The following is a 21,546-nucleotide window of genomic DNA, read 5'->3' as shown; positions in this document are numbered from 1 at the left end:
CCCCGTGACCGTCACCCTGGGGGCGCCGCGGCCGGCCCTGCGCCCGGGGGCCGTCCCGACGGTCGGTGTCGAGGAGGAGTTCCTCCTGCTCCGGCCGGACGGCAGCGCGGCCTGCGTGGCGCCGGAGCTGCTCGCCGCGCTCGGCACCGAGGCCCACGCCCGGGGTAGCCCCGCTGCCTACCAGATCCGGACCGGCACCGCGGTGTGCACCGAGCTGCCGGCCGTCGCGCGGGAGCTGTCCGTGGCGCGGCGGGTGCTCGCGCAGGCCGCGGCCGACCTCGGGGCCCGCCTGGTCGCCACGGGCACACCGCCCTGGGGAGCCCCGGGCCCCGAGGTGACCTGCGCCTGCCGCGTGCACGTCGCCGTCCCCGACCGCGACACGGGCGCAGCGGTGCTCGGCCGCCTGCGGCCGTGGCTGCCCGCGCTCCTCGCACTGACCGGCAACAGCCCGCTCTGGCACGGCCGCGACACCGGCTGGAGCAGCTACCGGTTCGTCGTCCATCGGCGCTCGCCGGCCTCCGAGCCCGAACGGGGCGGGCGCGCCCTCGCCCGCCTGTCCCCGCGCCGTCCGACGGTGGAGATCGCGCTGCCCGACACCTGCCCGACCGTCGCCGACGCGGTGCTCGTGACCGGGCTGTGCCGCGCCCTGGTCGGCACCGCGGTGGCCGACGAGCTCGCCGGCTGGCCGGCGCCGGACGTCCCCGAGCGCGTGCTGGCCGTCGCGCTGCGTGCCGCCGCACGGCGCGGGGAGGCCGCCATCGTCGTGGCCCCCGGCGACGGGCGCCTCGCGCCGGCCCGCGAGGTCGTCGACCAGCTCCTGCGCGCGCTCGCGCCGGCGCTCTCGGCGGCGGGGGACCGGGAGCGGATCGCCGACCTGCTGGCCGAGCGCCTGCGCCGCGGGTCGGGCGCGGACCGGCAGCGGGCCCTGTGGCGGCTCGGCCGCCGGGAGGTCGCCGTCCAGGCCCTGGCCAACCTCTCCGCGGGGCTGGACGCGGGGGTCCAGCCAGTCCAGCCACCCGTCAGGCCGTCGGCACCCGGGCGGTGGCCCGCCACTGCGTGGGGCTGACGCCGAACCGCTGGCGGAACCAGCGGGAGAAGGCGCTCGGCGCGGTGAAGCCGAGCAGCTGCGAGACGTCGGTCAGCGAGAAGCGGTCGGTCGCGAGGTAGCGCTCCGCCAGCGCCTCGCGCGTGGCATGGACGATCCCGGAGAACGACTGTCCTTCCGCGGCCAGGTGCCGGTGCAGCGTGCGCTCGGTGACCCCCAGGCTCTGCGCGACCTGCCGGGACGAGCAGCGGCCGAGCGGCAGCAGCATCTCGACCAGCTCGCGGACCCGGCCGGTCACCGTGCCCGCCCGAGGGTCGCCGAGCGCGCGCAGGAACTGCTCGGCGTAGGGCTGCAGGAGGGGGTCCGCCGCCTTGTTGGGGGCGTCGAGCTCGCCGGCGTAGAAGACCAGCCCGGTGAACTCGTGGCCGAAGCGCAGCCGCGGGCCGAAGGCCGCCAGGTGGGTGGCCAGCGACGTCGGGGGGCGGTGCGAGAAGCAGATCGCCAGCGGCTGCCAGTGCGAGCCGAGCACCTCCCGGACGATCCCCAGCAGGGCGGCCGTCGCCAGCTCGAGTGACTGCCGCGTCGGTGCCGGCTCGCCGAACTCGAGCCACAGCCGCACGGTCGCGAGGTCGCCGTCCTCCTCGAGCCGCAGGTGCAGCGCCTCGTTGTAGCTGCGCTCGTACCGGATGAGCAGCCGCAGCGCGCCGCGCAGGTCCGGCTCCTGGCGCAGCACCACGCTGAGCGGACCGAGGGTGGCGAGCCGGCGCAGCCCCGCCAGCAGCAGGCCGAAGTCCTCCCGGGCGGCCCGCTCGGCCGAGCGCTCCAGCACCCGGGCGGCCGCCGCGGCCGGCAGCCACGTGTCGGGCGCCGCGAGATCGGCGACGTCGATGCCCTCGGCCCGGAGGAGGCGGGCCGGGTCCAGACCGAAGGACCGGGCCAGCCGGACGTAGCCGTCGAGCGTCGCGGACCGGACGAGCGGACCCATGCGCCACACCTCCTCCGCAGCACAGGTGTCCGAAGAGGGCAAGGCCGTTGTCCGGATCTGTACAGCCTCCGGGTCCGGCCGCCGCCACAGTAGATCTCGTCACGGACAGCGGAGAAGCGCTCCGGACCCGGCGGCCAGGACCACCCCCGCCGCGCCACACCTGCACCGCACGCGCGTCACGCCGTGCTGTCGCCTGCCCAGAGAAGGAGGAACTGCCGATGGCGAAGGGCATCCGCTTCCACGAGACCGGCGGACCGGAGGTGCTGCGCTGGGAGTCGCTCCCGGTCGGCGAGCCCGGCCCGGGGGAGGTGCGGGTCCGCCACGCCGCCGTCGGCCTCAACTTCGCCGACACCTACTTCCGCACCGGCCTGTACCCCGCGGCGCTGCCGGCCGGGATGGGCGTCGAGGCGGCGGGCGTGATCGAGGCCGTCGGCCCCGGCGTGGCCGGCTTCGCCGAGGGCGACCGGGTCACCTACACCGGCAGCCCGCTCGGCGCCTACAGCACCGAGCGGGTCATGGACGTCGCGCCGCTGATCAAGCTCCCCGACGCCATCGGCTTCGAGACCGCCGCCGCGATGACGATGCGCGGCCTGACGACGGCCTACCTGCTGCGCCGGATCGCGCGCCTCGAGCCCGGCGACACCGTGCTGCTGCACGCCGCCGCCGGCGGTGTCGGCCTCCTCTTCTGCCAGTGGGCGGCCCTGCTCGGCATCCGGGTGATCGGCACCGTCTCCACCGACGAGAAGGCCGCCGTCGCGAAGGCGCACGGCTGCTGGGAGACCGTCGTCCACACCCGCGAGGACGTCGCCGCCCGCGTCCGGGAGCTCACCGACGGCGCCGGGGTGCCGGTCGCCTACGACAGCGTCGGCCGGACGACGGTTCCCTCGTCCCTGGACTCGCTGGCCCGGCGCGGCCTGCTCGTCTGCTTCGGCACGGCCTCCGGGCCGATCCCGCCGATCGACGCAATGCAGCTGGCCGTCAAGGGCTCGCTGTTCGTCACCCGCCCGGCGCTGGCGGACTACATCGCCGATCCCGCCGAGCGCGCCGCCCTCGCCGGCGAGCTGTTCGACCACGTCGGCTCCGGCCGGATCGCGGTCGAGATCAACCGGCGCTACGCCCTGGACGACGCCGTCCGGGCCCACCGCGACCTGGAGTCCGGCCGCAGCGTCGGCTCCGGCGTCTTCTCGCTCGAGCCCGCGGCCGCCTGAGCCGCAGCACACCCCACCCCACACCCTGAGGAGAGACATCCCGTGTCCGTCGTCGTCGACACCCCCGTGGAGCGCGAGGCCTGGCCCTCGTTCCGCACCGGCCCCAGCTCGATCGAGGTCGTCCCGCTGACCGCGACCATCGGCGCCGAGCTGCGCAACGTCAGCCTGGCCCGCGCGTCCCGGGACGCCGCGCTCTTCGCCGAGCTCAAGGCCCTGCTGCTGCAGTACAAGGTCCTGTTCCTCCGCGACCAGGACATCACCCGCGCCGAGCACGTCGCGCTCGCCGAGCGGTTCGGCCCGCTGGAGGACCACCCCGTGGCCGGCAGCGACCCCGAGCACCCGGGCCTCGTCCGCATCTACAAGGACCTCGACAGCAAGCCCGAGCACTACGAGAACGCCTTCCACTGCGACGCCACCTGGCGCGTGGCCCCGCCCTTCGGGTCGGTGCTCCGCTGCGTGGAGGGTCCGCCGGTCGGCGGCGACACCATCTGGGTGAACATGGCCGAGGCCTACCGGCGGCTGCCCGAGCACGTGAAGCAGCAGATCGACGGGCTCAAGGCCCGGCACAGCATCGAGGCCAGCTTCGGCGCGGCGATGCCCGAGGAGCAGCGGCACGCCCTGCACGAGCGGTTCCCGGACGCCGAGCACCCGGTCGTGCGGACCCACCCCGAGACCGGCGAGAAGGTCCTGTTCGTCAACGCGTTCACGACGCATTTCACGAACTACCACACGCCGCAGAACGTGCGGTTCGGGCACGACTACTCGCCGGGCGCGAGCGAGCTGCTCAACTACCTGATCCGCCAGGCGTCGGTCCCGGAGTACCAGGTGCGCTGGCGCTGGACGACGAACAGCTTCGCGATCTGGGACAACCGCAACACCCAGCACTACGCCGTCCAGGACTACTGGCCCGCCGTCCGCAGGATGGAGCGCGCGGGAATCGTCGGAACCCCCACCTTCTGAATTCGTAGAAAAGGCTGAAAGGAAAAATCCCATGTACTTCCTCGACGACTCCCTGTTCCCCGAGAACCAGGAGAAGCTGGTCATCACCGCGGCCCCCTACGGCCCCGAGTGGGAGCCCGCCGACTTCCCGGAGGACATCCCGCTGACCATGGACCAGCACGTCCAGCAGGCCGTGGACTGCTGGGAGGCCGGCGCCACCGTGCTGCACATCCACGTGCGGGAGCTGGACGGCAAGGGCTCGAAGCGGATGTCGCAGTTCAACGAGCTGCTGCGCCGGCTGCGCGAGGCCGTGCCGGAGATGATCCTGCAGGTCGGCGGCTCGATCTCCTTCGCCCCCGAGGGCGACGGCGCCGAGGCCAAGTGGCTGTCCGACGACACCCGGCACATGCTCGCCGAGCTCGACCCGAAGCCCGACCAGGTCACCATCGCGATCAACACGTCGCAGATGAACATCGTCGAGCTGATGACCGACTCGGACATCGCCGGGACGTCGTTCCAGCGACCGGACCTCTACGAGACCTACCGCAACATGGAGGTCCCCGCCTCCCCGGCGTGGGTCGAGGAGCACCTCCGGCGCCTGGTGGCCAACGGCATCCAGCCGCACTTCCAGCTGGCCCACTCCGCGCAGCTGGAGACCGTGGAGCGGCTGGTCCGCCGCGGGGTGTACACCGGCCCGCTGAACATCACCTGGGTGGCGATCGGCGGCGGCTTCGACGGGCCGAACCCGTACACGATGATGGAGTTCATCCGTCGCGTGCCGGACGGCGCGTCGCTGACGCTCGAGAGCATCATGCGCAACGTCCTGCCGATCAACACGATGGCGATGGCGCTGGGCCTGCACACCCGCTGCGGCAACGAGGACACCCTCTGGGGGCGGCTGGGTGAGAAGTGCACCTCCGCCGACGCCGTCCGCCAGCTCGTCCGGATCGCCGGGGAGCTCGGCCGCGAGGTCGCGACGGGCAAGGAAGCCCGCGAGATCTACCAGCTCGACGAGTACTGGGGCAGCGCCGACGAGGCGCTCGCGAAGCTCGGCTACCCGCCGAACCGCAAGCCGGGCCAGGTCGGGTTCCTGCACCACGCCTGACCCCACCGCCTGATCGACGGCCCCCGCCGTCCGCGCGGGGTGCGGGCCCGCCACCGCTGAGCGCCCGCACCCCGCGCTCTCATGTCGACTACGACCACCCGGTTCGACAGTCGACCTCCCTTCCGTCGCCCGACGGAAGCCTCCACAGTTGAGATCGACTCGTCGCACTGGAGCGTCGTCATGGCAACGCTGGTCACCGAGGGCAGGCTCGACGGCACGGCCGCCGTCGAGCAGGCCCCCACGTCCCGGGCCCGGAAGTACTTCCCCTGGCTCGTCTTCGCCCTCACCTTCGGGCTCCTCCTGTCGGACTACATGTCCCGGCAGGTCCTCTCCGCCGTCTTCCCGTTCCTCAAGGTCGAATGGGCGCTCACCGACACCGAGCTCGGGGCGCTCACCAGCGTCGTCGCGCTGACCGTCGGGCTCCTCGCCGTCCCGCTGTCCCTGCTGGGTGACCGCTGGGGCCGGGTGCGGTCCATCGTGCTGATGGCCTCGATCTGGAGCCTGGCCACCCTGGGCTCGGCGCTCTCGGCGAACTACGGGGAGCTCATGCTCTCCCGGGTGTTCATCGGCGTCGGTGAGGCGGCCTACGGCAGCGTCGGCCTGGCCGTCGTCCTCGCCGTGTTCCCGGCCTACCGGCGGGCGTCGTTCACCGGCGCGTTCATGGCCGGCGGCTCGTTCGGCTCGGTCGTCGGCGTCGCCCTCGGTGGCGCGCTGGCGGTCCACTTCGGCTGGCGCTGGTCGTTCGCCGCGATGGCCATCCTCGGCCTGGTCCTGGTCGTCGCCTACCGGGCGCTGATCAGCGACAAGAAGCTCGAGGAGCACCGCGTCCGCGAGGTCGCCGACGGCGAGCCCGCGGCCGTCCCCGGAGGCCGCGCCAAGCTGCGCACCCTGTTCTCCACGCCGTCGGTGATCGCCGCCTACGTCGGCAGCGGCCTGCAGCTGTTCATCGCCGGGTCGCTGTTCGCCTGGCTGCCGAGCTACCTGGGCCGCGCCTACGGCCTGGCGCCGGACAAGGCCGCCGGGCTCGCCGCGGTCGCCATCCTGTTCATGGGCGTCGGCATGATCGTGTGCGGTGCCGTCACCGACCGGCTGAGCCGGACGGTCGCCATCCGCAAGTGGACGACGGCCATCGGCTACGCGGCGACCGCGCTGGTCTGCCTCGGCGTGGGCTTCACGCTGCACCCGGGCGGCGCACAGCTGGTGCTCCTGGCGGTGGGCGTCTTCTTCGCGGCCGGCACCTCCGGCCCGGCGGGGGCGATGGTCTCCAACCTGACCCACGAGTCGATCCGCGCCACCGCCCTGGGCACGCTGACGCTGGCCAACAACCTGCTCGGCCTCGCCGCCGGGCCGCTGGTGACCGGCATCCTGGCCGACGAGCTGGGCCTGGTCGGTGCCATGCAGATCGTCCCGATCGCGGGCGTCGGCGCGCTGATCGCCCTGATCGTCGGCCGCCGGTACTACGTGCGCAGCCTCGCCAAGGTCAACGCCCAGGCGGTGACCCGATGACCCGCGGCACCGGCACCGTCGTCCTCGTCCCCGGCCTGCGCGGGCACGTCGAGGAGCACTGGCAGACCCGGCTGGCGGCCGGCCTGCCGGAGGCCCGGGTCATCGCCCCGCTCGGCCGGTCCGAGCCCTCCCTCGAGCGCCGCGTGGCCCTGCTGGACCGGGCCGTCGCCGAGGCCGACGGACCGGTCGTGCTGGTGGCGCACAGCGCCGGTGTGCTGGTGACCGTCCACTGGGCGGCCCGCCACTCCCGGCACGCCCGGCCGGTCGCCGGGGCGCTCCTGGCGACGCCGCCCGCGCTGGCCCTCGAGCTCCCGTCGGAGTACCCGTCGCTCTCGCTGCTGCAGGAGCACGGCTGGCTGCCGATCCCGCGCGAGCCGCTGCCCTTCCCGAGCATCGTCGCCAGCAGCGACGACGACCCGCTGGGCAACCCGGTGCGGGTGCGGGCGCTGGCCCGGGCGTGGGGGAGCCGGCTGCACCCGCTGGGGAGGGTCGGCCACCTCAACCCGGCGTCGGGCTACGGCGACTGGCCGGAGGCGCTGCGGCTGATCGCGGAGCTCCGGCAGTCTGCGCTGGTGCCGGCATGACCGCCGCCGCCCCGGCCCGGCCCGCCCCCGTGCCGGCGGTGCCGCCGGCCGGGGACGGGGCCGGCACCGCCGAGGCCGGACGGGCCCCGGCCCGGCGCTGGCCCGGCCTGCTCGCCGCGGCCCTGGGCCTGGGCGGCGCGCTCCTCGCGCACCGGTTCGTCCCCGCGATCGGCGTCCTCACCTGGGCCGTCGCCCTCGGGATGGTGGCCGGCAACACCCGGCTGCTGCCCGCGGCGGCCCGGCAGGCGCTGGGGCGGGTGACCAAGCGGCTGCTCCGGATCGGGATCGTCCTGCTCGGCTTCTCGGTCTCGTTCGCCTCGATCGCAGCGCTGGGCGTGGGCACCATCGCCCTGGTGGCCGGCACGCTGGTCGCGACGCTGGTGGTCACGACGTGGCTGGGCAACCGGGCCCGGCTGGGCCGGGCGCGCAGCCTGATCATCGGCACCGGCTTCGCGATCTGCGGGGCCTCGGCCATCGCCGCGATGGAGGACACCGCACGGGCCGACGACGAGGACGTCGCCGTCGGGATCGCGATGGTCACCCTGTTCGGGACGATCGCGATGGTGCTGCTGCCGCTGCTGTGGCACCCGCTGGGCCTGTCGGACGCGCAGTTCGGCATCTGGGCCGGCGCCAGCATCCAGGAGGTCGGCCAGGTCGTGGCGGCCGCCGGCGCCGGGGGCGCCGCGGTGGTGGCCGTCGCCGTCGTCGTCAAGCTGACCCGGGTCGTGCTGCTGGCCCCGGTGGTCGCGGCGGTCAGCGTCAAGCGCCGGCTGGCCGAGCCGGGGGAGGCTGCGGGCAAGCGGCCGCCGATCGTGCCGCTGTTCGTGCTCGGCTTCGTGGCCTGCGCGGCGCTGCGCACCGTCGGACTGGTCCCCGAGGGGGCGCTCGGCGCGATCTCCCAGGTGCAGGTGGCCGCGCTCGGCGCGGCGCTGTTCGGGATGGGCGCCGGCGTCCGGCTCGCCTCGCTGTTCCGGGGCAGCAGCCGGGTGCTCGCGGTCGCGACGTTCTCCACGCTGTTCATCGCCGGGGTGTCCCTGGCCGGCGTCCTCCTGCTCGGCGCCTGATCACCCCACCTGCCGCGTCCCGGCCCGGATCCGCTCCGGGCCGGGACGACGGCCATCCGCCCCAAAGGGACGATGCCCGCGGCCATCCGGCCGCGCGATGCTGCGCTCCCCGGCCGGGGCTCCCCGGACCGGGCAGCACCGACGAGAGGCGGCGGTCATGCTGCGAGGCAGGCGGGAAGCACGGCGGGAGGAACGGCGGGACGGCGACCACCGGGTGCACTACCGGATGCGCCAGCGGCTGTTCTCCATCGGCGACGACTACTGGATCGAGACCGACGACGGGCAGCGGGTCTACAAGGTCGACGGCAAGGCCCTGCGGCTGCGCAAGACCCTGCGCTTCGAGGACGCCGACGGGCGTGAGCTCGCCAAGATCCAGGAGCGGGTGGCGCGGATCCGGGACGCCATGGAGGTCGAGGACCCCGACGGCCACCGGATCGCCATGGTGAAGAAGGCGCTGATCACCCCGCTGCGGGACCGGTGGACCGTGGAGACCCGCGACGGGCGGGACCTCGACATCAAGGGCAACATCGTCGACCACGAGTACACGTTCGAGGCCGACGGCAGGCCGGTGGCCACCGTGTCCAAGCGGTGGTTCCGCGTCGCCGACACCTACGGCGTGGAGATGGAACCGGACCAGGACCCGGTCGTAGTCCTCACCGCCACCGTGGCGCTGGACATGATGGCCCACGAGGACCGCTGAGGTCCGCCTTCTTCACCCCGCCGGGACGAGGGCGGCGGACGTCGCGCGGGCGCACGCTGTGCCCGACGCGACGTCCGGAGGTGCGGCATGATCTTGGCCCTGAGCGACGACTTCCCCCTGCTGGACGTCTTCTGGACGATGCTCATGCTCGTCGGCTGGGGGCTGTTCTTCTACCTGCTGTTCGTCGTCTTCCGCGACCTGTTCGGCCGCGACGACGTCTCGACGGCGGGCAAGGTCGGCTGGACCGTGCTGGTGCTGGTGCTGCCGATCATCGGGTCGCTGGTGTACCTCGCCTCGCAGAGCCGCGAGATGGGGGAGCGGGAGCTGCGGCGCAGGGGCGCGACGGCGCTGCGCATGGACGCCTACGAGCGGTCGGTCACCGGCGACGGCCAGTACCACGGGCTGCACGACGAGGCGACGTTCCGCAGGGACATGAGCGGCCCGGTCCGCCCGGCGTGACGCCGGTCAGTGGACCAGGGCCTTCAGCGCGATGAGGCCGGCCCCGATCAGGGCGACCAGCACCCCCCTGAACACCGCGTGGTGCGGCGTCGCGCCGGCGAAGCGGGCGGCCCAGAAGCCGTAGAAGCCGATCAGCCCCAGCCCCGTCCACTTCGCCACGGTGCCGGCGGCCTGCTCGTCGAGGACGTGCACCGCCGCCAGCAGGAAGAACACCGCGGGGAACGCGACGCCGAAGCCCACGGCGCCGGCGTCGCGGAGCATGTGCCGGAACTGCGCGCGGGTGACCTTGTGCCGCTGGCTCGTCTCGACCCCGACGACCTCGGCGTAGACCTCGGCGAGGCCGACGGCGAGGGCGGTGCCGAGCAGCCACACCGTCTCGACGCCGGGCGGCGGCGGGTGCTTCTCCAGGGCGACGATCAGCGCGAGGCCGATGATCGACCCGTAGACGACCTTGGCGACCTGGCGGGACCCGAGGTGCTGCTCGAGGCTGGTCCGCATGGGCGGCAGCCTGGGCCCGCACGACCGGCGGCGCACCCTCCGCCGCGGAGGATGCTTCAGCCGGCGGGCGCCGGGGCGCCGGCGAACAGCCGCTCGCGGACGGTCTCGCGCAGGCGCAGCACCTCCTCGATGCGGGCGAGCTGCGCCGGGGAGACCGGGAGGCCGTAGACCTCGCTGAGGAAGCGCGGCAGGTCGGCGCGGTAGTCGTGGGCCCAGGCCCGGTAGGCGCCCGGCACCTGCGCGTTCTTCATGTCCACCAGGCTCTGGAAGAACGTCGTGAGCGGCCGCCAGCGCATGCCGGGCGGGATCCCCCGGGGGCTCCCGCCGTTGGCCACCTCCGGCCGCGGCCGGTCGGGGCCCAGCCAGCCGGGCGGTGACCACAGCAGGTCGAGGCCGAACTTCGTGACGCCGTCGTTGTCGTGGCTGAGCAGCACGAACCGCGGCCGGACCCCGCCGCGGCGCTCGACGAGGGCGGCCAGCTGCGCGGCGTCGTTGACGACGGCGACACTGTCCCGGTCGACGTCGAGCCGGTCGGCGCCGGTGACCTGGTGCATCCAGCCGCTGCCGTAGGGGGTGCCGATCCAGAGCGCGCGGTCGATGCCGAGCGCGTCGAGGCCGAGCGTGCCCCAGTGCAGGAAGACGTCCTGGCTGGTGTGCGCGCCGAGGCTCTCGCCGAACAGCGCGATCCGGGGCCGGGCGCCCCGGCTCGCGCGGACGCGCTCGAGCACCCGCAGCCAGAGCAGGCGGTTCTGCTCGCGGGCGGCCTTGACCATGCCGAGGGACAGCGGCGACGGCCGGCGCGAGTACTGCAGGGTCACCGTGGCGACGTCGCCCAGCGTCAGGTACTGCAGCGCGGCCGTGGCGACGTAGTTGACGTAGCCGGTGCCGGTGGGGGAGACGAGGACGATCAGCGACCGCTCGAAGGCGCCGGTGCGCTCCATCTCCGCCAGGGCCAGGTCCACCCGCTGCCGGGCGCTCGGCGCGCTGTCCAGGCCGACGTAGACCTGCACGGGGACCGTCCGGGCCGGCTCGCCCATCACGGTCTCGATCGACATGTCCGGCACGCCGTCGGGGCGGGTGGGCACCGGGCGCGCGCGGACCGCGGCGAGGGCGTGGCGGCGTCCCTCCCGGCCCAGGGTCCGCCAGTCGACGAGGCTGCCGGGGCCGCCGCTGGACGCCGGGGGCACCCAGCGGGTCGCCTCGTCGTCCTCGAGGACCGGGACGTCGGCCGAGGTCCCCGTCTCGATCTGCTGCATGGCGCGGTGCCACAGGGCCGACGCTCCGGCCCCGATGCCGAGCAGGAACCCGGCGTGGCCGGTGAGCCGCCAGAGCTCCGCCGGCCCGGGGAACCACGCGGCCAGCCGGCGTCCGGCCAGGTCGGCGAGCAGGTGCTCGCCGTAGGCGACGCCGGTCAGCCCCGCGACCACGCCGGTCGCGACACCGAGGGAGGACAGCGCCGGGGCGTTCGCGTCGTCCTCGGGGACGTCGTCGTCCTCCCCGGTGCGGCGGCGGTCCACCAGGTACGCCAGCCCCAGGCCCACGGGGACGGCGAGGGGCAACCGGGCGAGCCGCCCACCCAGCCCCAGCCGCCGGTCGAGGGTGCGCGCGCCGAGATCGGCGGCGCCGAGCGCCGCACCGCCGAGGCCCGTGGCGCCGAGCCGCCAGGCCGCCTGGCGCACGAGCCCCCGCAGCGCCGGCTCCTGCGGGCGGGACGGGAGCGCCCGGAGCACCGCCAGCCCGAGCGGGACGGCCGCCGCGTCGACCGCGATCCGGGTGCGCTGCGCGGCGGCCGGCGAGGCGCCGTCGGCGAGGAACCGCGCCGCGGCCTCCAGCACGTCCTGCGCCTCCGCCGCGAGCAGGTAGTGCAGCCCCGTGGCCAGCCCGGTCACCAGCCCCTGGTCGACCGCGCTGCGCGGGGACAGGGAGCGGGCGAACGTCCCCGGGGCGGTCGCCGCGGCGAGGACCAGCCCGACGTCGGGGACGACGGAGGCCGCCCGTCCACCGCTGCGATCCGGGATGCGCGCTGGTGTCCGTGCCATGTCCCGATCGTGAAGCGCACCGGGCGGCCGCGGGTCATCCGCGCGGTAGGAGTCCGCCGCCCCCGGGGCCGCCTAGCGTCGGGCCTCCCACGAGCGGAGGTTCGGCATGACCGCGGAACCGACGACGACGTCCGCCCCCGCCGGCACGGAGGCCGCGCGCGTTCCCCCGCCCCGGAAGCCGCCGGACGACGAGCGGACGGGGGTGCGCAGCCGCCTGCCCCGGTGGCTGCGCTGGCTGCCCCGCTACACCTGGAGCGGCACGGTCGGCGCGCTGATCTTCGGGTGCCTCTCGCTGACGCCGTCCCTGCTGCCGCGCGGCTGGCTGATCCAGGGCATCGTCGCCGGCCTCACTGCGGCGATCGGCTACGGCGTGGGCGTCACCCTCGCCTGGCTCGTCGCGGAGTTCACCGAGAGCCGGATGTCCGCCGGGTTCCGGCACCGCGCCTGGCAGGTGCTCGCCGTCGCCGGGGTCGTCCTCGTCGTGGTCATGCTCATCCTGGGCGCGCGCTGGCAGCGGCAGATCCACGAGCTGATGGGCCTGGAGCCACCCGGATGGTCCGAGCCGGGCGGCATCGTGCTCGTCGCCGTCCTGGTGTTCGCGCTGTTCGTCGCGATCGGCCGCGGGGTCCGGGCGCTGGCCCGGTGGGTCATCCGGCTGCTCGACCGGTTCCTGCCCGACCGGCTGGGCCGGCTGCTCGGGGTCGTGCTGGTCACCGCCCTCGTCGTCTTCCTGCTCAACGGCGTGCTGTTCCAGGGACTGGTCAACGCGGCGAACTCGGCGTTCAGCGTCAAGGACGGCGGCACCGAGGAGGGCGCGGTCGAGCCCACCGCGGCCGAGCGCTCCGGCAGCCCCGACTCCCTGGTGCCGTGGGACGACCTGGGCCTGCAGGGCCGCAACTTCGCCGGCTCGGGGCCGACGCAGGAGGAGCTCACCGGCTTCTCCGGCCGGCCCGCGCTCGAGCCCGTCCGCGCCTACGTCGGCCTGGCGTCGGCGGCCGACGCCTCCGACCGCGCGGCGCTGGCCGTCCGCGAGCTCCAGCGCGCCGGCGGCTTCGACCGCGCCGTCCTGGTCGTGGTCACGACGACGGGGACGGGCTGGGTGGACCCGGCGGCGAGCGCCTCGCTGGAGTACGAGTGGAACGGCGACACCGCGATGGTGGCGATGCAGTACTCCTACCTGCCCAGCTGGCTGTCGTTCCTGGTCGACCAGGCCAAGGCGCGCGACGCCGGCCGCGCCCTCTTCGACGCGGTGTACGGCGCCTGGTCGCAGCTGCCCGAGCGCACCCGGCCGCGGCTCTACGTCTTCGGTGAGAGCCTCGGCACCTTCGGCGGGGAGGCGGCCTTCAGCGGGCTCGCCGACATCCAGAACCGCACGGACGGCGTCCTCTGGGCCGGGCCGCCCAACTTCAACGAGCTGTGGCGTGGGCTCGTCGCCGACCGCGACGCCGGCACGCCGGAGTGGCTGCCGGTCTACGACGACGGCCGCACCGTCCGCTTCGCCGACGAGGCCCCCGACCTCGCGAAGCCGGGGACACCGTGGGGCGAGCCACGGCTGGTGTACCTGCAGAACGCCTCGGACCCGATCGTGTGGTGGTCGCCGCAGCTGATCCTGAACCGGCCGGACTGGCTGCGGGGAGAGCGCGGTCCGGACGTCTCGCAAGGCATGTTCTGGATCCCGTTCGTCACGTTCTGGCAGGTCACCGCCGACATGGTGTTCGCCGTCGGGGTGCCCGACGGGCACGGGCACAAGTACGAGGCCGACTACGTGAACGGGTGGGCCGACGTCACGCAGCCGCCCGGCTGGACCGACGCCGACACCGAGCGGCTGCGGCAGCTGGTCGGGTGAGCGGGGGCGCCCGTGTGACCACGTCCGCCGATCGGCGTGCGCGGCACCGGGTGATGTCCGGCGCCGTCGTGGCCGCGCTCGTCGCGATCAACGTCACCGACCACCTGCTGCACCCGCCCTGGTGGGTCCACACGCTCGAGGCGGTCGCGCTCGTCGCCCTGGCGCGCCTGGACGGGCTGTCCTGGTCACAGCTGGGGCTGGGGCGGGACCGGCTGGGGCCCGGCGTGCGGTGGGGCCTCGGCGCGATCGCCGTCGTCGCCGGCGTCTACGTCGTCGGCGTGCTCGCGCCGACGACCCGGCCGGCGTTCCAGGACGTCCGCTACGACCTGCCGCTCCCCGACGCCCTGTACACGGCCTTCGTCGTCATCCCGCTCGGCACCGTGGCGCTGGAGGAGATCGCCTTCCGCTCGGTCCTCTGGGGGATGCTCTCGCGCCACCTGCGGGACTGGCAGGTGCTGGTCACGACCTCGCTCCTGTTCGGGCTCTGGCACATCTACCCGTCGCTGCACCTCGGCGGGACCAACCGCGGCGTGGCCGACGCGGTGGGCGGGGCGGGGGCGGCCCTGGTCGTCGTGGGCACCGTCGCGCTCACGACCATCGGCGGGCTGGTCTTCGGCGAGCTGCGCCGGCGCAGCGGCAGCGTGCTCGCCGGTGCCGGCGCGCACTGGGCCACGAACTCGCTCGGGGTGCTCTTCGGGCTGCTGGCCCGCAGCCTGGACGCCCCGGCCTGACCGGACGCCGTCATCCCGCACGGATGATGACCCGCCCGCCCGCCGGAGGCGACCCTCGGCCGATACCCCCGAGAACGATGGGGCGAGGAGGCGCGACGTGTCCGTGACCGCCACCGTCGTCGTTCCCGAGGACGACGGCCCGATCGGCGGCGCGCCCTTCGTCGAGCCGCTCGTCGCACGGCTGCACGCCGAGTACGGCGTGGACCCGGAGCAGCTGCGCCGCCTGGCCGCGCAGGCGCTCGCGATCTTCGCGACCGCCCCGGTACGGACGTTCGTGCCGATCCTGGTGGAGAAGAGGTTGCGCGAGACCTGCCGTGGCCTGCGGGGCCGGTCCGTGCACCGCGGGTGAGAAGAGTGCGGTTCGTCCCGCCCGGGGTCCGGGCCTTCCGCGGCTACCGCCGTCCCTGGCTGGTCAAGGACCTCGTCGCCGGGGTGGTGCTGACCGCGCTGCTGGTGCCGCAGGGGATGGCCTACGCCGAGCTGGCGGGGCTGCCGTCGATCACCGGCCTGTACACGACGATCACCTGCCTGCTCGCCTACGCGCTGTTCGGCCCGTCGCGGATCCTCGTCCTCGGCCCCGACTCCTCGCTCGGCCCGATGATCGCGGCGACGATCCTGCCGCTGCTCGCCGCCGGTGGGGACCCGGAGCGGGCGGTCGCGCTGGCGTCGATGCTCGCGCTGCTGACCGCCGCCATCATGATCGCGGCCGGGTTGGCCGGGCTGGGCTTCGTCGCCGACCTGCTGTCGAAGCCGACCATGATCGGCTACATGAACGGCCTGGCCCTCACGATCATCGTCGGCCAGCTGCCGAAGCTGTTCGGCTTCTCCGTCGACGCCGACGGGCTGATCGGCGAGGCGGTGGGATTCGTCCGAGGGGTCGGGCAGGGCGACGTCGTGCCGGCCGCGGCGGCGGTCGGGCTCGGCGGGATCGTGGTGATCCTCGGGCTGCAGCGGTTCTGGCCGAAGGTGCCGGCGGTGCTCGCCATGGTGGTGCTGGCCATCGCGTTCAGCAGCCTGCTCGACCTGGAGGAGCAGGGCGTCAGCCTGGTCGGGGTGCTGCCCGAGGGGTTCCCGCCGCTGACCTTCCCCCGGATCGAGTGGTCCGACCTCGCCCCGCTGGTGGCCGGCGCGTTCGCCATCGCCCTCGTCTCGCTCGCCGACACCATCTCCACGGCGTCGGTCTTCGCCGAGCGCAGTGGCCAGGAGGTCCACGGCAACCAGGAGATGATCGGGATCGGCACGGCCAACCTCGCGGCCGGTCTCTTCCAGGGGTTCCCGGTCAGCACCAGCGCCTCCCGCACCGCGGTCGCCGAGCGGGCCGGAGCCCGGTCCCAGCTCACCGGGATCACCGGCGCCGCGCTGGTGATCGTGATGATCGTGTTCCTCCCCGGCCTGTTCCAGGCGCTGCCGAACGCGGCGCTGGCGGCCGTCGTCATCACCGCGGCGCTCTCGCTGGCCGACCTGCCGGCCACCGCCCGCCTCTGGCACCAGCGCAGGACGGAGTTCAGCCTGGCGCTGGTCGCGTTCGCCGGGGTGGCCCTGCTCGGCGTGCTGCCCGGGATCCTGATCGCGGTCGGGCTGTCGATCCTCAACGTCTTCCGCCGTGCCTGGCGGCCGTACCAGACGACGCTCGGGCGGGTCGACGGCCTGGCCGGCTACCACGACGTCCGCTCGTACCCCGACGCGCACCGGTTCCCCGGGCTGGTCATCTACCGGTTCGACGCGCCGCTGATCTTCGCCAACGCCACGACGTTCCGGGACGAGGTCCGCGCGCTGGCCCGCACCGAGCCGGCCCCGCGGTGGATCGTCGTCGCCGCCGAGCCCATCACCGACGTCGACACCACCGCCGCCGACATGCTCTTCGACCTGGACCGCATGCTGGACGCGCACGGGCAGACCCTGGTGTTCGCCGAGCTCAAGGACCCGGTGCGGCGCAAGATCGAGCGCTACGGGCTCACCGAGGAGATCGAGCCCCAGCACTTCTTCCCGACCGTGGAGGCGGCCGTCGAGGCCCTGCGGAACCGGACCGCCTGAGGTCGGGCCTCCGGCCGGGGTCAGGCGCCGTCCACGCCCACGGGCGTCGGGGGTTCGGCGCCCGGCTGCCGGCCGAACGCGACCGGCCGGCCGGCCGCCAGATCCCACAGCGTCGCCCAGTCCAGCCGGCCCCGCGGCGGCCGCACGCCGGGCCGTTCCCGGGGGAGCCGGATCCGCAGCGCGCCGGGCCGGATCGTGCACCGGACCGGGGTCGCCAGCCGCACCGTCTCGCCGTCGATGCCGACCGGGATCTCGGGGACGTCCGCCGTCACCACGACCTCACGGGCCTCCGCCCGCCGCAGGCCCTGGCGGTGCGCGCCGTTGAGCAGCGCCACGGCCTGCCGCGCGCTGTCCACGCGGACGGCGACCACGCCGAGGACCCCGCGGTCCAGGCTCGCCCGCCGGCCCATCCCCGCGAGGTCGGACGCCTCGTACGGGTTGTTGCTCACCAGCAGGGCCTGCGGGGCGTCCACCGTCGTCCCGCCGACGTCGGCGACCAGGTGCGCGCCGCGCCGGCGGCTGAGCAGCTCCGGCAGCGCGTCGAGGGCGGTGCCGCGCTTGTCGTCGCGGTACGCGGGGCTCTCCACGATCTCGGCGTAGGCGCCGAAGGAGGCGTTGTTCACGAACGGGCGGCCGTTGATCGCGCCGAGGTCGATCCGCGCCTCCACGCCGTCGCGCAGTGCCTCGAGGCAGCGTGCGGGGTCCTCGCGGTCCAGCCCGAGGTCGAGGGCGAAGTGGTTGCGGGTCCCCGCGCTGATCACGAGGAACGGGACGTCGTGCTCGACGGCGACCTGCGCCACCAGGGCCTGGGTGCCGTCCCCGCCGGCCACGCCGAGCAGATCCGCACCGCGGGCCAGCGCGTCGCGGGCGAGCTGCTGGACGTCGGTGCCCGGCCGGTCCAGCAGCGCCACCTCAGCGCCGAGCTCCTCGGCCCGCTCGCGCAGCCGGAACCGGGTGACCTTGCCGCCGCCCGAGCGCGGGTTCATGACGAAGAACGGCTGCCGCGGCGCCGGGGCGTCGGTGACCGCGAGCGCCCACTCCGACGGGTCGGGGCGCAGCGCGACGCGGGCGGCGACGATCCCGGCAGCCAGCAGCGCGGCGGCCACCACGGCCACCCAGAGCAGCCGGTTCACCGCGAACACCACGAGCACCGCCACCGGAGCGGCCACGGCGAGGGCCAGCGCCAGCCAGCGCAGGGCGCCCCGCTGCAGCAGGAACCAGAAGCCGGCGGCGACCACCACGACCACCGCCGCGGCGGTCAGCAGCACCAGCCAGAGACCGCCCTCGCCGGCGAAGGCCAGCAGGAGGACGAACGCCGCCGCGACGAGCGCCAGGGAGCCCCGCGCACACCACCGCCGGCCACGTATGGAGTCCATCGCGCACCTCCCGGGGGGCCGATCCTCGACGCCCGCGATGGTGGCGCGCCCGCTCCGGCGCGCGATCACCCTTCCCGGACGGTTCGGGGCCCGGGGCGCTGCCCGTCGAGCGCCGTCCGCCGCCACTGCGTGGGACTGGTGCCGAACTGCTGGCGGAACCAGCGCGAGAACGCGCTGGGCGCCTCGAAGCCCAGCAGCTGGGACACCTCGGTCAGCGAGTACCGCTCGTTCGACAGGTAGCTCTCGGCCAGCCGTGCGCGGGTGGCGTGCACGACGGAGGAGAAGGTCTCGCCGCGGGCGGCCAGGAACCCCTGCAGGGCCCGGGGGCGGACGCCCAGGTGCCGGCTCACCGCCTCGACCGAGCTGCGCCCGAGCGGCAGCAGGAGCTCCACCGCGTCCACGACCTCCGCCACCCCCGTGGCCGCCACCTGCGCCCGCGGCGCCACGACGGTGCGCAGGAACTCCCGGGTGTAGGGCCGCAGCGACGGATCCGAGGCGGCGATCGGGGCCTGGAGCTCCTCCGCGCCGAACACCAGGCAGGCGGCCCGGTGCCCGAAGTCCAGCCGGGGCCCGAAGAGCCGGTGCCACGGCGCGGGATCCGGAGGCGGTGGGCGGGAGAAGGCTGCGGACAGGGGCTGCCAGTCCTCGCGCACCAGCGCCCGGATGATCCCCAGCAGGGCCCCCATCACCAGGTCGAGCGCCGTGTCGGCCGGTGCGGGCTCCCCGAAGTCGAGCGAGGCCTCGATCGTCGCCTGCCCGTCCGCCTCGTGCAGGAGCAGGTGGAGGGCCTCGTTGTAGGCGCGCTCGTAGCGGATCAGCAGGTCCACGGCGCTGCGCAGGTCCGCTTCGTCGCGCAGCACGACGCTGAGCGGGCCCAGGGTGCCGAGGCGGCGCAGCCCGGCCATGCGCAGGCCGAAGTCGGGGCAGTCCGCACGCCGCGCGGACAGCTCGAGCAGCCGGCCGGCGGGCGCGGCGGGGATCCAGCGGTCGGGGACGTCGAGGTCGGCGAGGCCGAGCCCCGCCTCGGTCATCAGCGCCGCCGGGTCCAGCCCCAGCGATCGGGCCAGCCGGGCGTAGCCGGTGAGCGTGTTGGTTCGGATCCGAGGCCCCATCGCAGGTTCCCTCCGCGATGTGCGAAAAGGTAAGTCGCGCGAGCAGATCAGTAAAGCGACACTGCAGAGTGTTGCCTACATTCGCTGGTGCGCCGCCGAATTACGCACCGCCCAGTTCCACTCGGGAGGCTCGAGACCGAAGCCTGCTCCGCTGCTCTCTCGGAGGACCTCATGTCCTGTCCGACAGCCGGCGTCCATGCCGATCCGGGAACGCTCACCCCTCGCGACGTCGAGCTCCTGCGGAGCCTGGTCGACGGGAAGTCCACGGCCCAGATCGCCCGGTTGCTGTCCGTCTCCAGCAACACCGCGCGCACGCGGATCCGCCGCGTCCAGCGCAAGCTCGACGCCGCAGACCGGGGGGCCGCGGTCTGCGCGGCGCGGGGCCTCGGGGTCGTCCACATCCCCCCGCCCCGCCGGCCGGCCGACTGACCGGCGGGCACCGCGACTGTTTGCCACACTGGGCCCACCTCGCCAGGCGGGCGACAGAGGGCCTCCGGTCCGTGGCGCGTTCGCCTGGCGAGGCCGGCGTCCCGGCGCATGACCTGCGCGGCGGTGGCCGCGCCCCTAACCTGTGGCCCATCGTGTGCGCCGATCGGCCGATGAGGGGCGTCGTATGGCCGTCTTCCGGATCCTCGAGGCGAAAGCCCGCCCGGGGAGCATCGACCGCGTGGCCGAGCTCCTCGTCACCCAGAACGACCACGTGGTCGCCGGGGCGCCCGGCGCGTTGTTCTCCCAGGCGCTGCGCAGCGGTGACCAGGTCCTGGCCGTCTCCAGCTGGGCGACCGCCGAGGACATGCAGCGCTACCTCGACCAGGAGGTGACCCGCGAGTTCTACCGGGCGCTGCCGGAGCTGCTGATGGGCACGCCCAGCATCCGCACCTACGAGGTGATCGGGGACGGCGACGGCGCGACCGGGTGGGGCGGCCGGCCGTGAGCTGGTACTACCCGAAGGGCTGGACCGACCAGGAGGACGGCGTCGAGCAGGTCGTCATCCACTACGTGAACACGCCGCCCGGGCAGTGGCCCGACTGGTCCTGGGGGCACGAGTCCCGGGTGCTGGAGGACCGCGGCGGCTATCCGCGCAACCGGCTCAAGGTGCTGCGCATGCCCCGCCACGTCTGGGACATGGAGAACGGCCGGCACAGCCTCGAGTACCGGTTCCACTACTACTTCGAGGTCTTCCAGAACGGGCACCGCTGGACGACCGACCTGTTCAGCGAGGACATCGTCTACCGCGACCTCGAGTACGTCGACGAGCACGGGTGGACGACGAACATCTGCATCTACTGGTCGGTGGGGGACTGGACCGCGCCGGTCTACAGCCCGATGGAGGACCCGCGGTTCCCGGCCGACTCCGAGTTCCGGTCGACGAAGTACTACACGTACTGGGACAAGGAGCGCTTCCACCACGACAAGTTCCACATGCTGCAGGCCATGGAGCGGCCGCACCGCTGGCAGTCGCGCATGTACGGTCCGCGCGGGGCCACGCTCGTGCAGCAGTACCACGTCGGCCGGATGTACCCGCCGCACGAGAAGGACGAGTTCTGGCTGGGCCCGGGCGGCCGGTCCGCGCCGGGTGGCGACAGCTGGTGGGTGCACCATCTCTAGGGACGGGGATCTGCGTTGACCGAACTGCCCGAAGCCCTCACCGAGGCCCGCCGCACCGAGACCGAGCAGCTGTTCGCCCTGCGCAAGACCTGGTTCGACCCGGCGCCGGGGATCGAGATGGTGCAGCTGCACTTCGCCTGGACCGCCCCCGGCGAGGAACCGGACTGGGAGTCGGCGGACACCCGGGTGCTGACGCCGAACGAGACCTCCCCGGGCCTGCGGACGGCGGTCATCGAGGCGCCCCGGCAGCACGACGGGAGCCGGGAGTACCTGCTGCACCACTTCTTCTACGTCGTGCGGGGCACCGAGTGGCTCAGCTCGCCGGTGTTCACGGAGGAGATCGTGGCCCGCGAGATCACCTTCACCGACGAGGCCGGCCGGTGGACGCACGTGGGCATCGCCTGGGGCGTCTCGCCCGGCGACGCCCGGCTCGCCGCGCCGAACTACACCGCGACGGCGATGGACGGGCTGGGCTTCGAGGACGCCGGGGCCGGCGCCCCGCCGGAGCCGGCGCCCATCTACGAGTTCGTGCAGGCTCAGCCGCTGCCGCACGTCTTCCGCGGGCTGGTGTGGGGACCACGCGGAGCCGACGTCCGGTACGCCTTCCACCTGGTGCGCGCCGGCTGCCCGCGCCCCGAGGAGGACACCGAGGTCTGGGACGACGACGGCGGGAGCGGGTGGATCCTCACCCTGTAGCAGGATGAGGC

Annotated in this window: 22 protein-coding genes; 17 read left to right on the top strand and 5 right to left on the bottom strand. The window is 74.4% G+C overall.

Translation table 11 applies throughout. The features are described from left to right. The first annotated feature begins 4 nt into the window (after positions 1-4). On the top strand, positions 5-1,066 hold the full coding sequence (locus AB3388_RS14890) for a carboxylate-amine ligase (protein ID WP_495406060.1): 1,062 nt from the start codon (positions 5-7) through the stop codon (positions 1,064-1,066). Here AB3388_RS14890 and AB3388_RS14885 read toward each other — a convergent pair. Further along, the gene (locus tag AB3388_RS14885; protein WP_495406059.1) at positions 1,020-2,030 is read right to left on the bottom strand and encodes an AraC family transcriptional regulator; all 1,011 of its coding nucleotides are present in this window, start codon (positions 2,028-2,030) and stop codon (positions 1,020-1,022) included. The genes AB3388_RS14890 and AB3388_RS14885 overlap by 47 nt on opposite strands. A gap of 218 nt (positions 2,031-2,248) precedes the next feature. Here AB3388_RS14885 and AB3388_RS14880 point away from each other — a divergent pair, with 218 nt between their 5' ends. The 8 genes from AB3388_RS14880 (at position 2,249) to AB3388_RS14845 (ending at position 9,595) form a co-directional block, all read left to right on the top strand. After that, entirely contained in the window at positions 2,249-3,238 is a 990-nt protein-coding gene (locus tag AB3388_RS14880) for a quinone oxidoreductase family protein (RefSeq protein WP_495406058.1), read from the top strand. 42 nt (positions 3,239-3,280) lie between these two features. Beyond that, positions 3,281-4,198, top strand: a complete 918-nt coding sequence (locus AB3388_RS14875) for a TauD/TfdA dioxygenase family protein (RefSeq protein WP_495406057.1) — start codon at positions 3,281-3,283, stop codon at positions 4,196-4,198. A 31-nt stretch (positions 4,199-4,229) separates the two neighbouring features. Beyond that, positions 4,230-5,282 carry a beta-keto acid cleavage family enzyme gene (locus AB3388_RS14870; RefSeq protein WP_495406056.1) on the top strand — a complete coding sequence of 351 codons (1,053 nt, stop codon included), beginning with the start codon at positions 4,230-4,232 and terminating at the stop codon, positions 5,280-5,282. A 180-nt stretch (positions 5,283-5,462) separates the two neighbouring features. Continuing rightward, positions 5,463-6,788 (top strand): MFS transporter, encoded by a 1,326-nt coding sequence (locus tag AB3388_RS14865; RefSeq protein WP_495406055.1) that lies wholly within the window; start codon positions 5,463-5,465, stop codon positions 6,786-6,788. Beyond that, positions 6,785-7,372, top strand: coding sequence for an RBBP9/YdeN family alpha/beta hydrolase (locus AB3388_RS14860; protein ID WP_495406054.1), 588 nt, complete (start codon positions 6,785-6,787; stop codon positions 7,370-7,372). The genes AB3388_RS14865 and AB3388_RS14860 overlap by 4 nt, the downstream gene beginning before the upstream one ends. Continuing rightward, complete coding sequence (locus AB3388_RS14855; RefSeq protein WP_495406053.1) at positions 7,369-8,436, top strand: YeiH family protein; 1,068 nt, start codon at positions 7,369-7,371, stop codon at positions 8,434-8,436. The genes AB3388_RS14860 and AB3388_RS14855 overlap by 4 nt, the downstream gene beginning before the upstream one ends. Positions 8,437-8,593: 157 nt before the next feature. Further along, positions 8,594-9,136 carry an LURP-one-related/scramblase family protein gene (locus tag AB3388_RS14850; RefSeq protein WP_495406052.1) on the top strand — a complete coding sequence of 181 codons (543 nt, stop codon included), beginning with the start codon at positions 8,594-8,596 and terminating at the stop codon, positions 9,134-9,136. An 87-nt stretch (positions 9,137-9,223) separates the two neighbouring features. Continuing rightward, a complete protein-coding gene (locus AB3388_RS14845) occupies positions 9,224-9,595 on the top strand; it encodes a PLD nuclease N-terminal domain-containing protein (RefSeq protein WP_495406051.1) in 372 nt (123 codons plus the stop codon). 6 nt (positions 9,596-9,601) lie between these two features. Here AB3388_RS14845 and AB3388_RS14840 read toward each other — a convergent pair whose 3' ends face one another. Both AB3388_RS14840 and AB3388_RS14835 read right to left on the bottom strand, forming a co-directional pair. After that, entirely contained in the window at positions 9,602-10,093 is a 492-nt protein-coding gene (locus AB3388_RS14840) for a hypothetical protein (RefSeq protein ID WP_495406050.1), read from the bottom strand. Between the two features lie 56 nt (positions 10,094-10,149). Then, a complete protein-coding gene (locus AB3388_RS14835) occupies positions 10,150-12,132 on the bottom strand; it encodes an alpha/beta-hydrolase family protein (RefSeq protein ID WP_495406049.1) in 1,983 nt (660 codons plus the stop codon). Between the two features lie 106 nt (positions 12,133-12,238). On the opposite strand from AB3388_RS14835, the gene AB3388_RS14830 reads away from it, so the two are divergent. The 4 genes from AB3388_RS14830 (at position 12,239) to AB3388_RS14815 (ending at position 16,743) form a co-directional block, all read left to right on the top strand. Continuing rightward, complete coding sequence (locus AB3388_RS14830; RefSeq protein WP_495406048.1) at positions 12,239-13,978, top strand: alpha/beta hydrolase; 1,740 nt, start codon at positions 12,239-12,241, stop codon at positions 13,976-13,978. 14 nt (positions 13,979-13,992) lie between these two features. Next, positions 13,993-14,709: a CPBP family intramembrane glutamic endopeptidase gene (locus AB3388_RS14825; RefSeq protein ID WP_495406047.1), complete on the top strand. Its 717-nt coding sequence runs from the start codon at positions 13,993-13,995 to the stop codon at positions 14,707-14,709. Positions 14,710-14,806: 97 nt separating this feature from the next. Beyond that, entirely contained in the window at positions 14,807-15,058 is a 252-nt protein-coding gene (locus tag AB3388_RS14820; RefSeq protein WP_495406046.1) for a three-helix bundle dimerization domain-containing protein, read from the top strand. Between the two features lie 5 nt (positions 15,059-15,063). After that, positions 15,064-16,743: a SulP family inorganic anion transporter gene (locus tag AB3388_RS14815; RefSeq protein ID WP_495406045.1), complete on the top strand. Its 1,680-nt coding sequence runs from the start codon at positions 15,064-15,066 to the stop codon at positions 16,741-16,743. A gap of 20 nt (positions 16,744-16,763) precedes the next feature. On the opposite strand, the gene AB3388_RS14810 is transcribed toward AB3388_RS14815, so the two are convergent. Then, the gene (locus AB3388_RS14810; protein WP_495406044.1) at positions 16,764-18,119 is read right to left on the bottom strand and encodes a diacylglycerol/lipid kinase family protein; all 1,356 of its coding nucleotides are present in this window, start codon (positions 18,117-18,119) and stop codon (positions 16,764-16,766) included. 65 nt (positions 18,120-18,184) lie between these two features. After that, positions 18,185-19,231 (bottom strand): AraC family transcriptional regulator, encoded by a 1,047-nt coding sequence (locus AB3388_RS14805; protein WP_495406043.1) that lies wholly within the window; start codon positions 19,229-19,231, stop codon positions 18,185-18,187. A 171-nt stretch (positions 19,232-19,402) separates the two neighbouring features. Between AB3388_RS14805 and AB3388_RS14800 the strand changes: the two genes are divergently transcribed. The 4 genes from AB3388_RS14800 to AB3388_RS14785 all read left to right on the top strand — a co-directional run bounded on the left by AB3388_RS14800 (position 19,403) and on the right by AB3388_RS14785 (position 21,535). Continuing rightward, a complete protein-coding gene (locus tag AB3388_RS14800) occupies positions 19,403-19,660 on the top strand; it encodes a LuxR C-terminal-related transcriptional regulator (RefSeq protein ID WP_495406042.1) in 258 nt (85 codons plus the stop codon). A 184-nt stretch (positions 19,661-19,844) separates the two neighbouring features. After that, positions 19,845-20,165, top strand: coding sequence for an antibiotic biosynthesis monooxygenase family protein (locus tag AB3388_RS14795; RefSeq protein WP_495406041.1), 321 nt, complete (start codon positions 19,845-19,847; stop codon positions 20,163-20,165). Then, on the top strand, positions 20,162-20,839 hold the full coding sequence (locus AB3388_RS14790) for a hypothetical protein (RefSeq protein WP_495406040.1): 678 nt from the start codon (positions 20,162-20,164) through the stop codon (positions 20,837-20,839). The genes AB3388_RS14795 and AB3388_RS14790 overlap by 4 nt, the downstream gene beginning before the upstream one ends. Before the next feature lie 15 nt (positions 20,840-20,854). After that, the gene (locus tag AB3388_RS14785; RefSeq protein ID WP_495406039.1) at positions 20,855-21,535 is read left to right on the top strand and encodes a hypothetical protein; all 681 of its coding nucleotides are present in this window, start codon (positions 20,855-20,857) and stop codon (positions 21,533-21,535) included. The last annotated feature ends 11 nt before the right edge of the window (positions 21,536-21,546 follow it).

The sequence above is a fragment of the Geodermatophilus sp. SMS 5-13 genome, from assembly GCF_059428245.1.
Note: the sequence above shows the minus strand (reverse complement) of the source record. Positions and strands in the feature narration are given on the sequence as shown.

What these genes read in the sequence shown, in the direction of transcription:
- AB3388_RS14835 (WP_495406049.1), bottom strand. Translation starts at nt 12,132, where the DNA reads ATGGCACGGACACCAGCGCGCATCCCGGATCGCAGCGGTGGACGGGCG.
- AB3388_RS14855 (WP_495406053.1), top strand. Translation starts at nt 7,369, where the DNA reads ATGACCGCCGCCGCCCCGGCCCGGCCCGCCCCCGTGCCGGCGGTGCCG.
- AB3388_RS14870 (WP_495406056.1), top strand. Translation starts at nt 4,230, where the DNA reads ATGTACTTCCTCGACGACTCCCTGTTCCCCGAGAACCAGGAGAAGCTG.
- AB3388_RS14830 (WP_495406048.1), top strand. Translation starts at nt 12,239, where the DNA reads ATGACCGCGGAACCGACGACGACGTCCGCCCCCGCCGGCACGGAGGCC.
- AB3388_RS14845 (WP_495406051.1), top strand. Translation starts at nt 9,224, where the DNA reads ATGATCTTGGCCCTGAGCGACGACTTCCCCCTGCTGGACGTCTTCTGG.
- AB3388_RS14800 (WP_495406042.1), top strand. Translation starts at nt 19,403, where the DNA reads ATGTCCTGTCCGACAGCCGGCGTCCATGCCGATCCGGGAACGCTCACC.
- AB3388_RS14885 (WP_495406059.1), bottom strand. Translation starts at nt 2,030, where the DNA reads ATGGGTCCGCTCGTCCGGTCCGCGACGCTCGACGGCTACGTCCGGCTG.
- AB3388_RS14865 (WP_495406055.1), top strand. Translation starts at nt 5,463, where the DNA reads ATGGCAACGCTGGTCACCGAGGGCAGGCTCGACGGCACGGCCGCCGTC.
- AB3388_RS14810 (WP_495406044.1), bottom strand. Translation starts at nt 18,119, where the DNA reads ATGGACTCCATACGTGGCCGGCGGTGGTGTGCGCGGGGCTCCCTGGCG.
- AB3388_RS14860 (WP_495406054.1), top strand. Translation starts at nt 6,785, where the DNA reads ATGACCCGCGGCACCGGCACCGTCGTCCTCGTCCCCGGCCTGCGCGGG.
- AB3388_RS14840 (WP_495406050.1), bottom strand. Translation starts at nt 10,093, where the DNA reads ATGCGGACCAGCCTCGAGCAGCACCTCGGGTCCCGCCAGGTCGCCAAG.
- AB3388_RS14805 (WP_495406043.1), bottom strand. Translation starts at nt 19,231, where the DNA reads ATGGGGCCTCGGATCCGAACCAACACGCTCACCGGCTACGCCCGGCTG.
- AB3388_RS14880 (WP_495406058.1), top strand. Translation starts at nt 2,249, where the DNA reads ATGGCGAAGGGCATCCGCTTCCACGAGACCGGCGGACCGGAGGTGCTG.
- AB3388_RS14795 (WP_495406041.1), top strand. Translation starts at nt 19,845, where the DNA reads ATGGCCGTCTTCCGGATCCTCGAGGCGAAAGCCCGCCCGGGGAGCATC.
- AB3388_RS14850 (WP_495406052.1), top strand. Translation starts at nt 8,594, where the DNA reads ATGCTGCGAGGCAGGCGGGAAGCACGGCGGGAGGAACGGCGGGACGGC.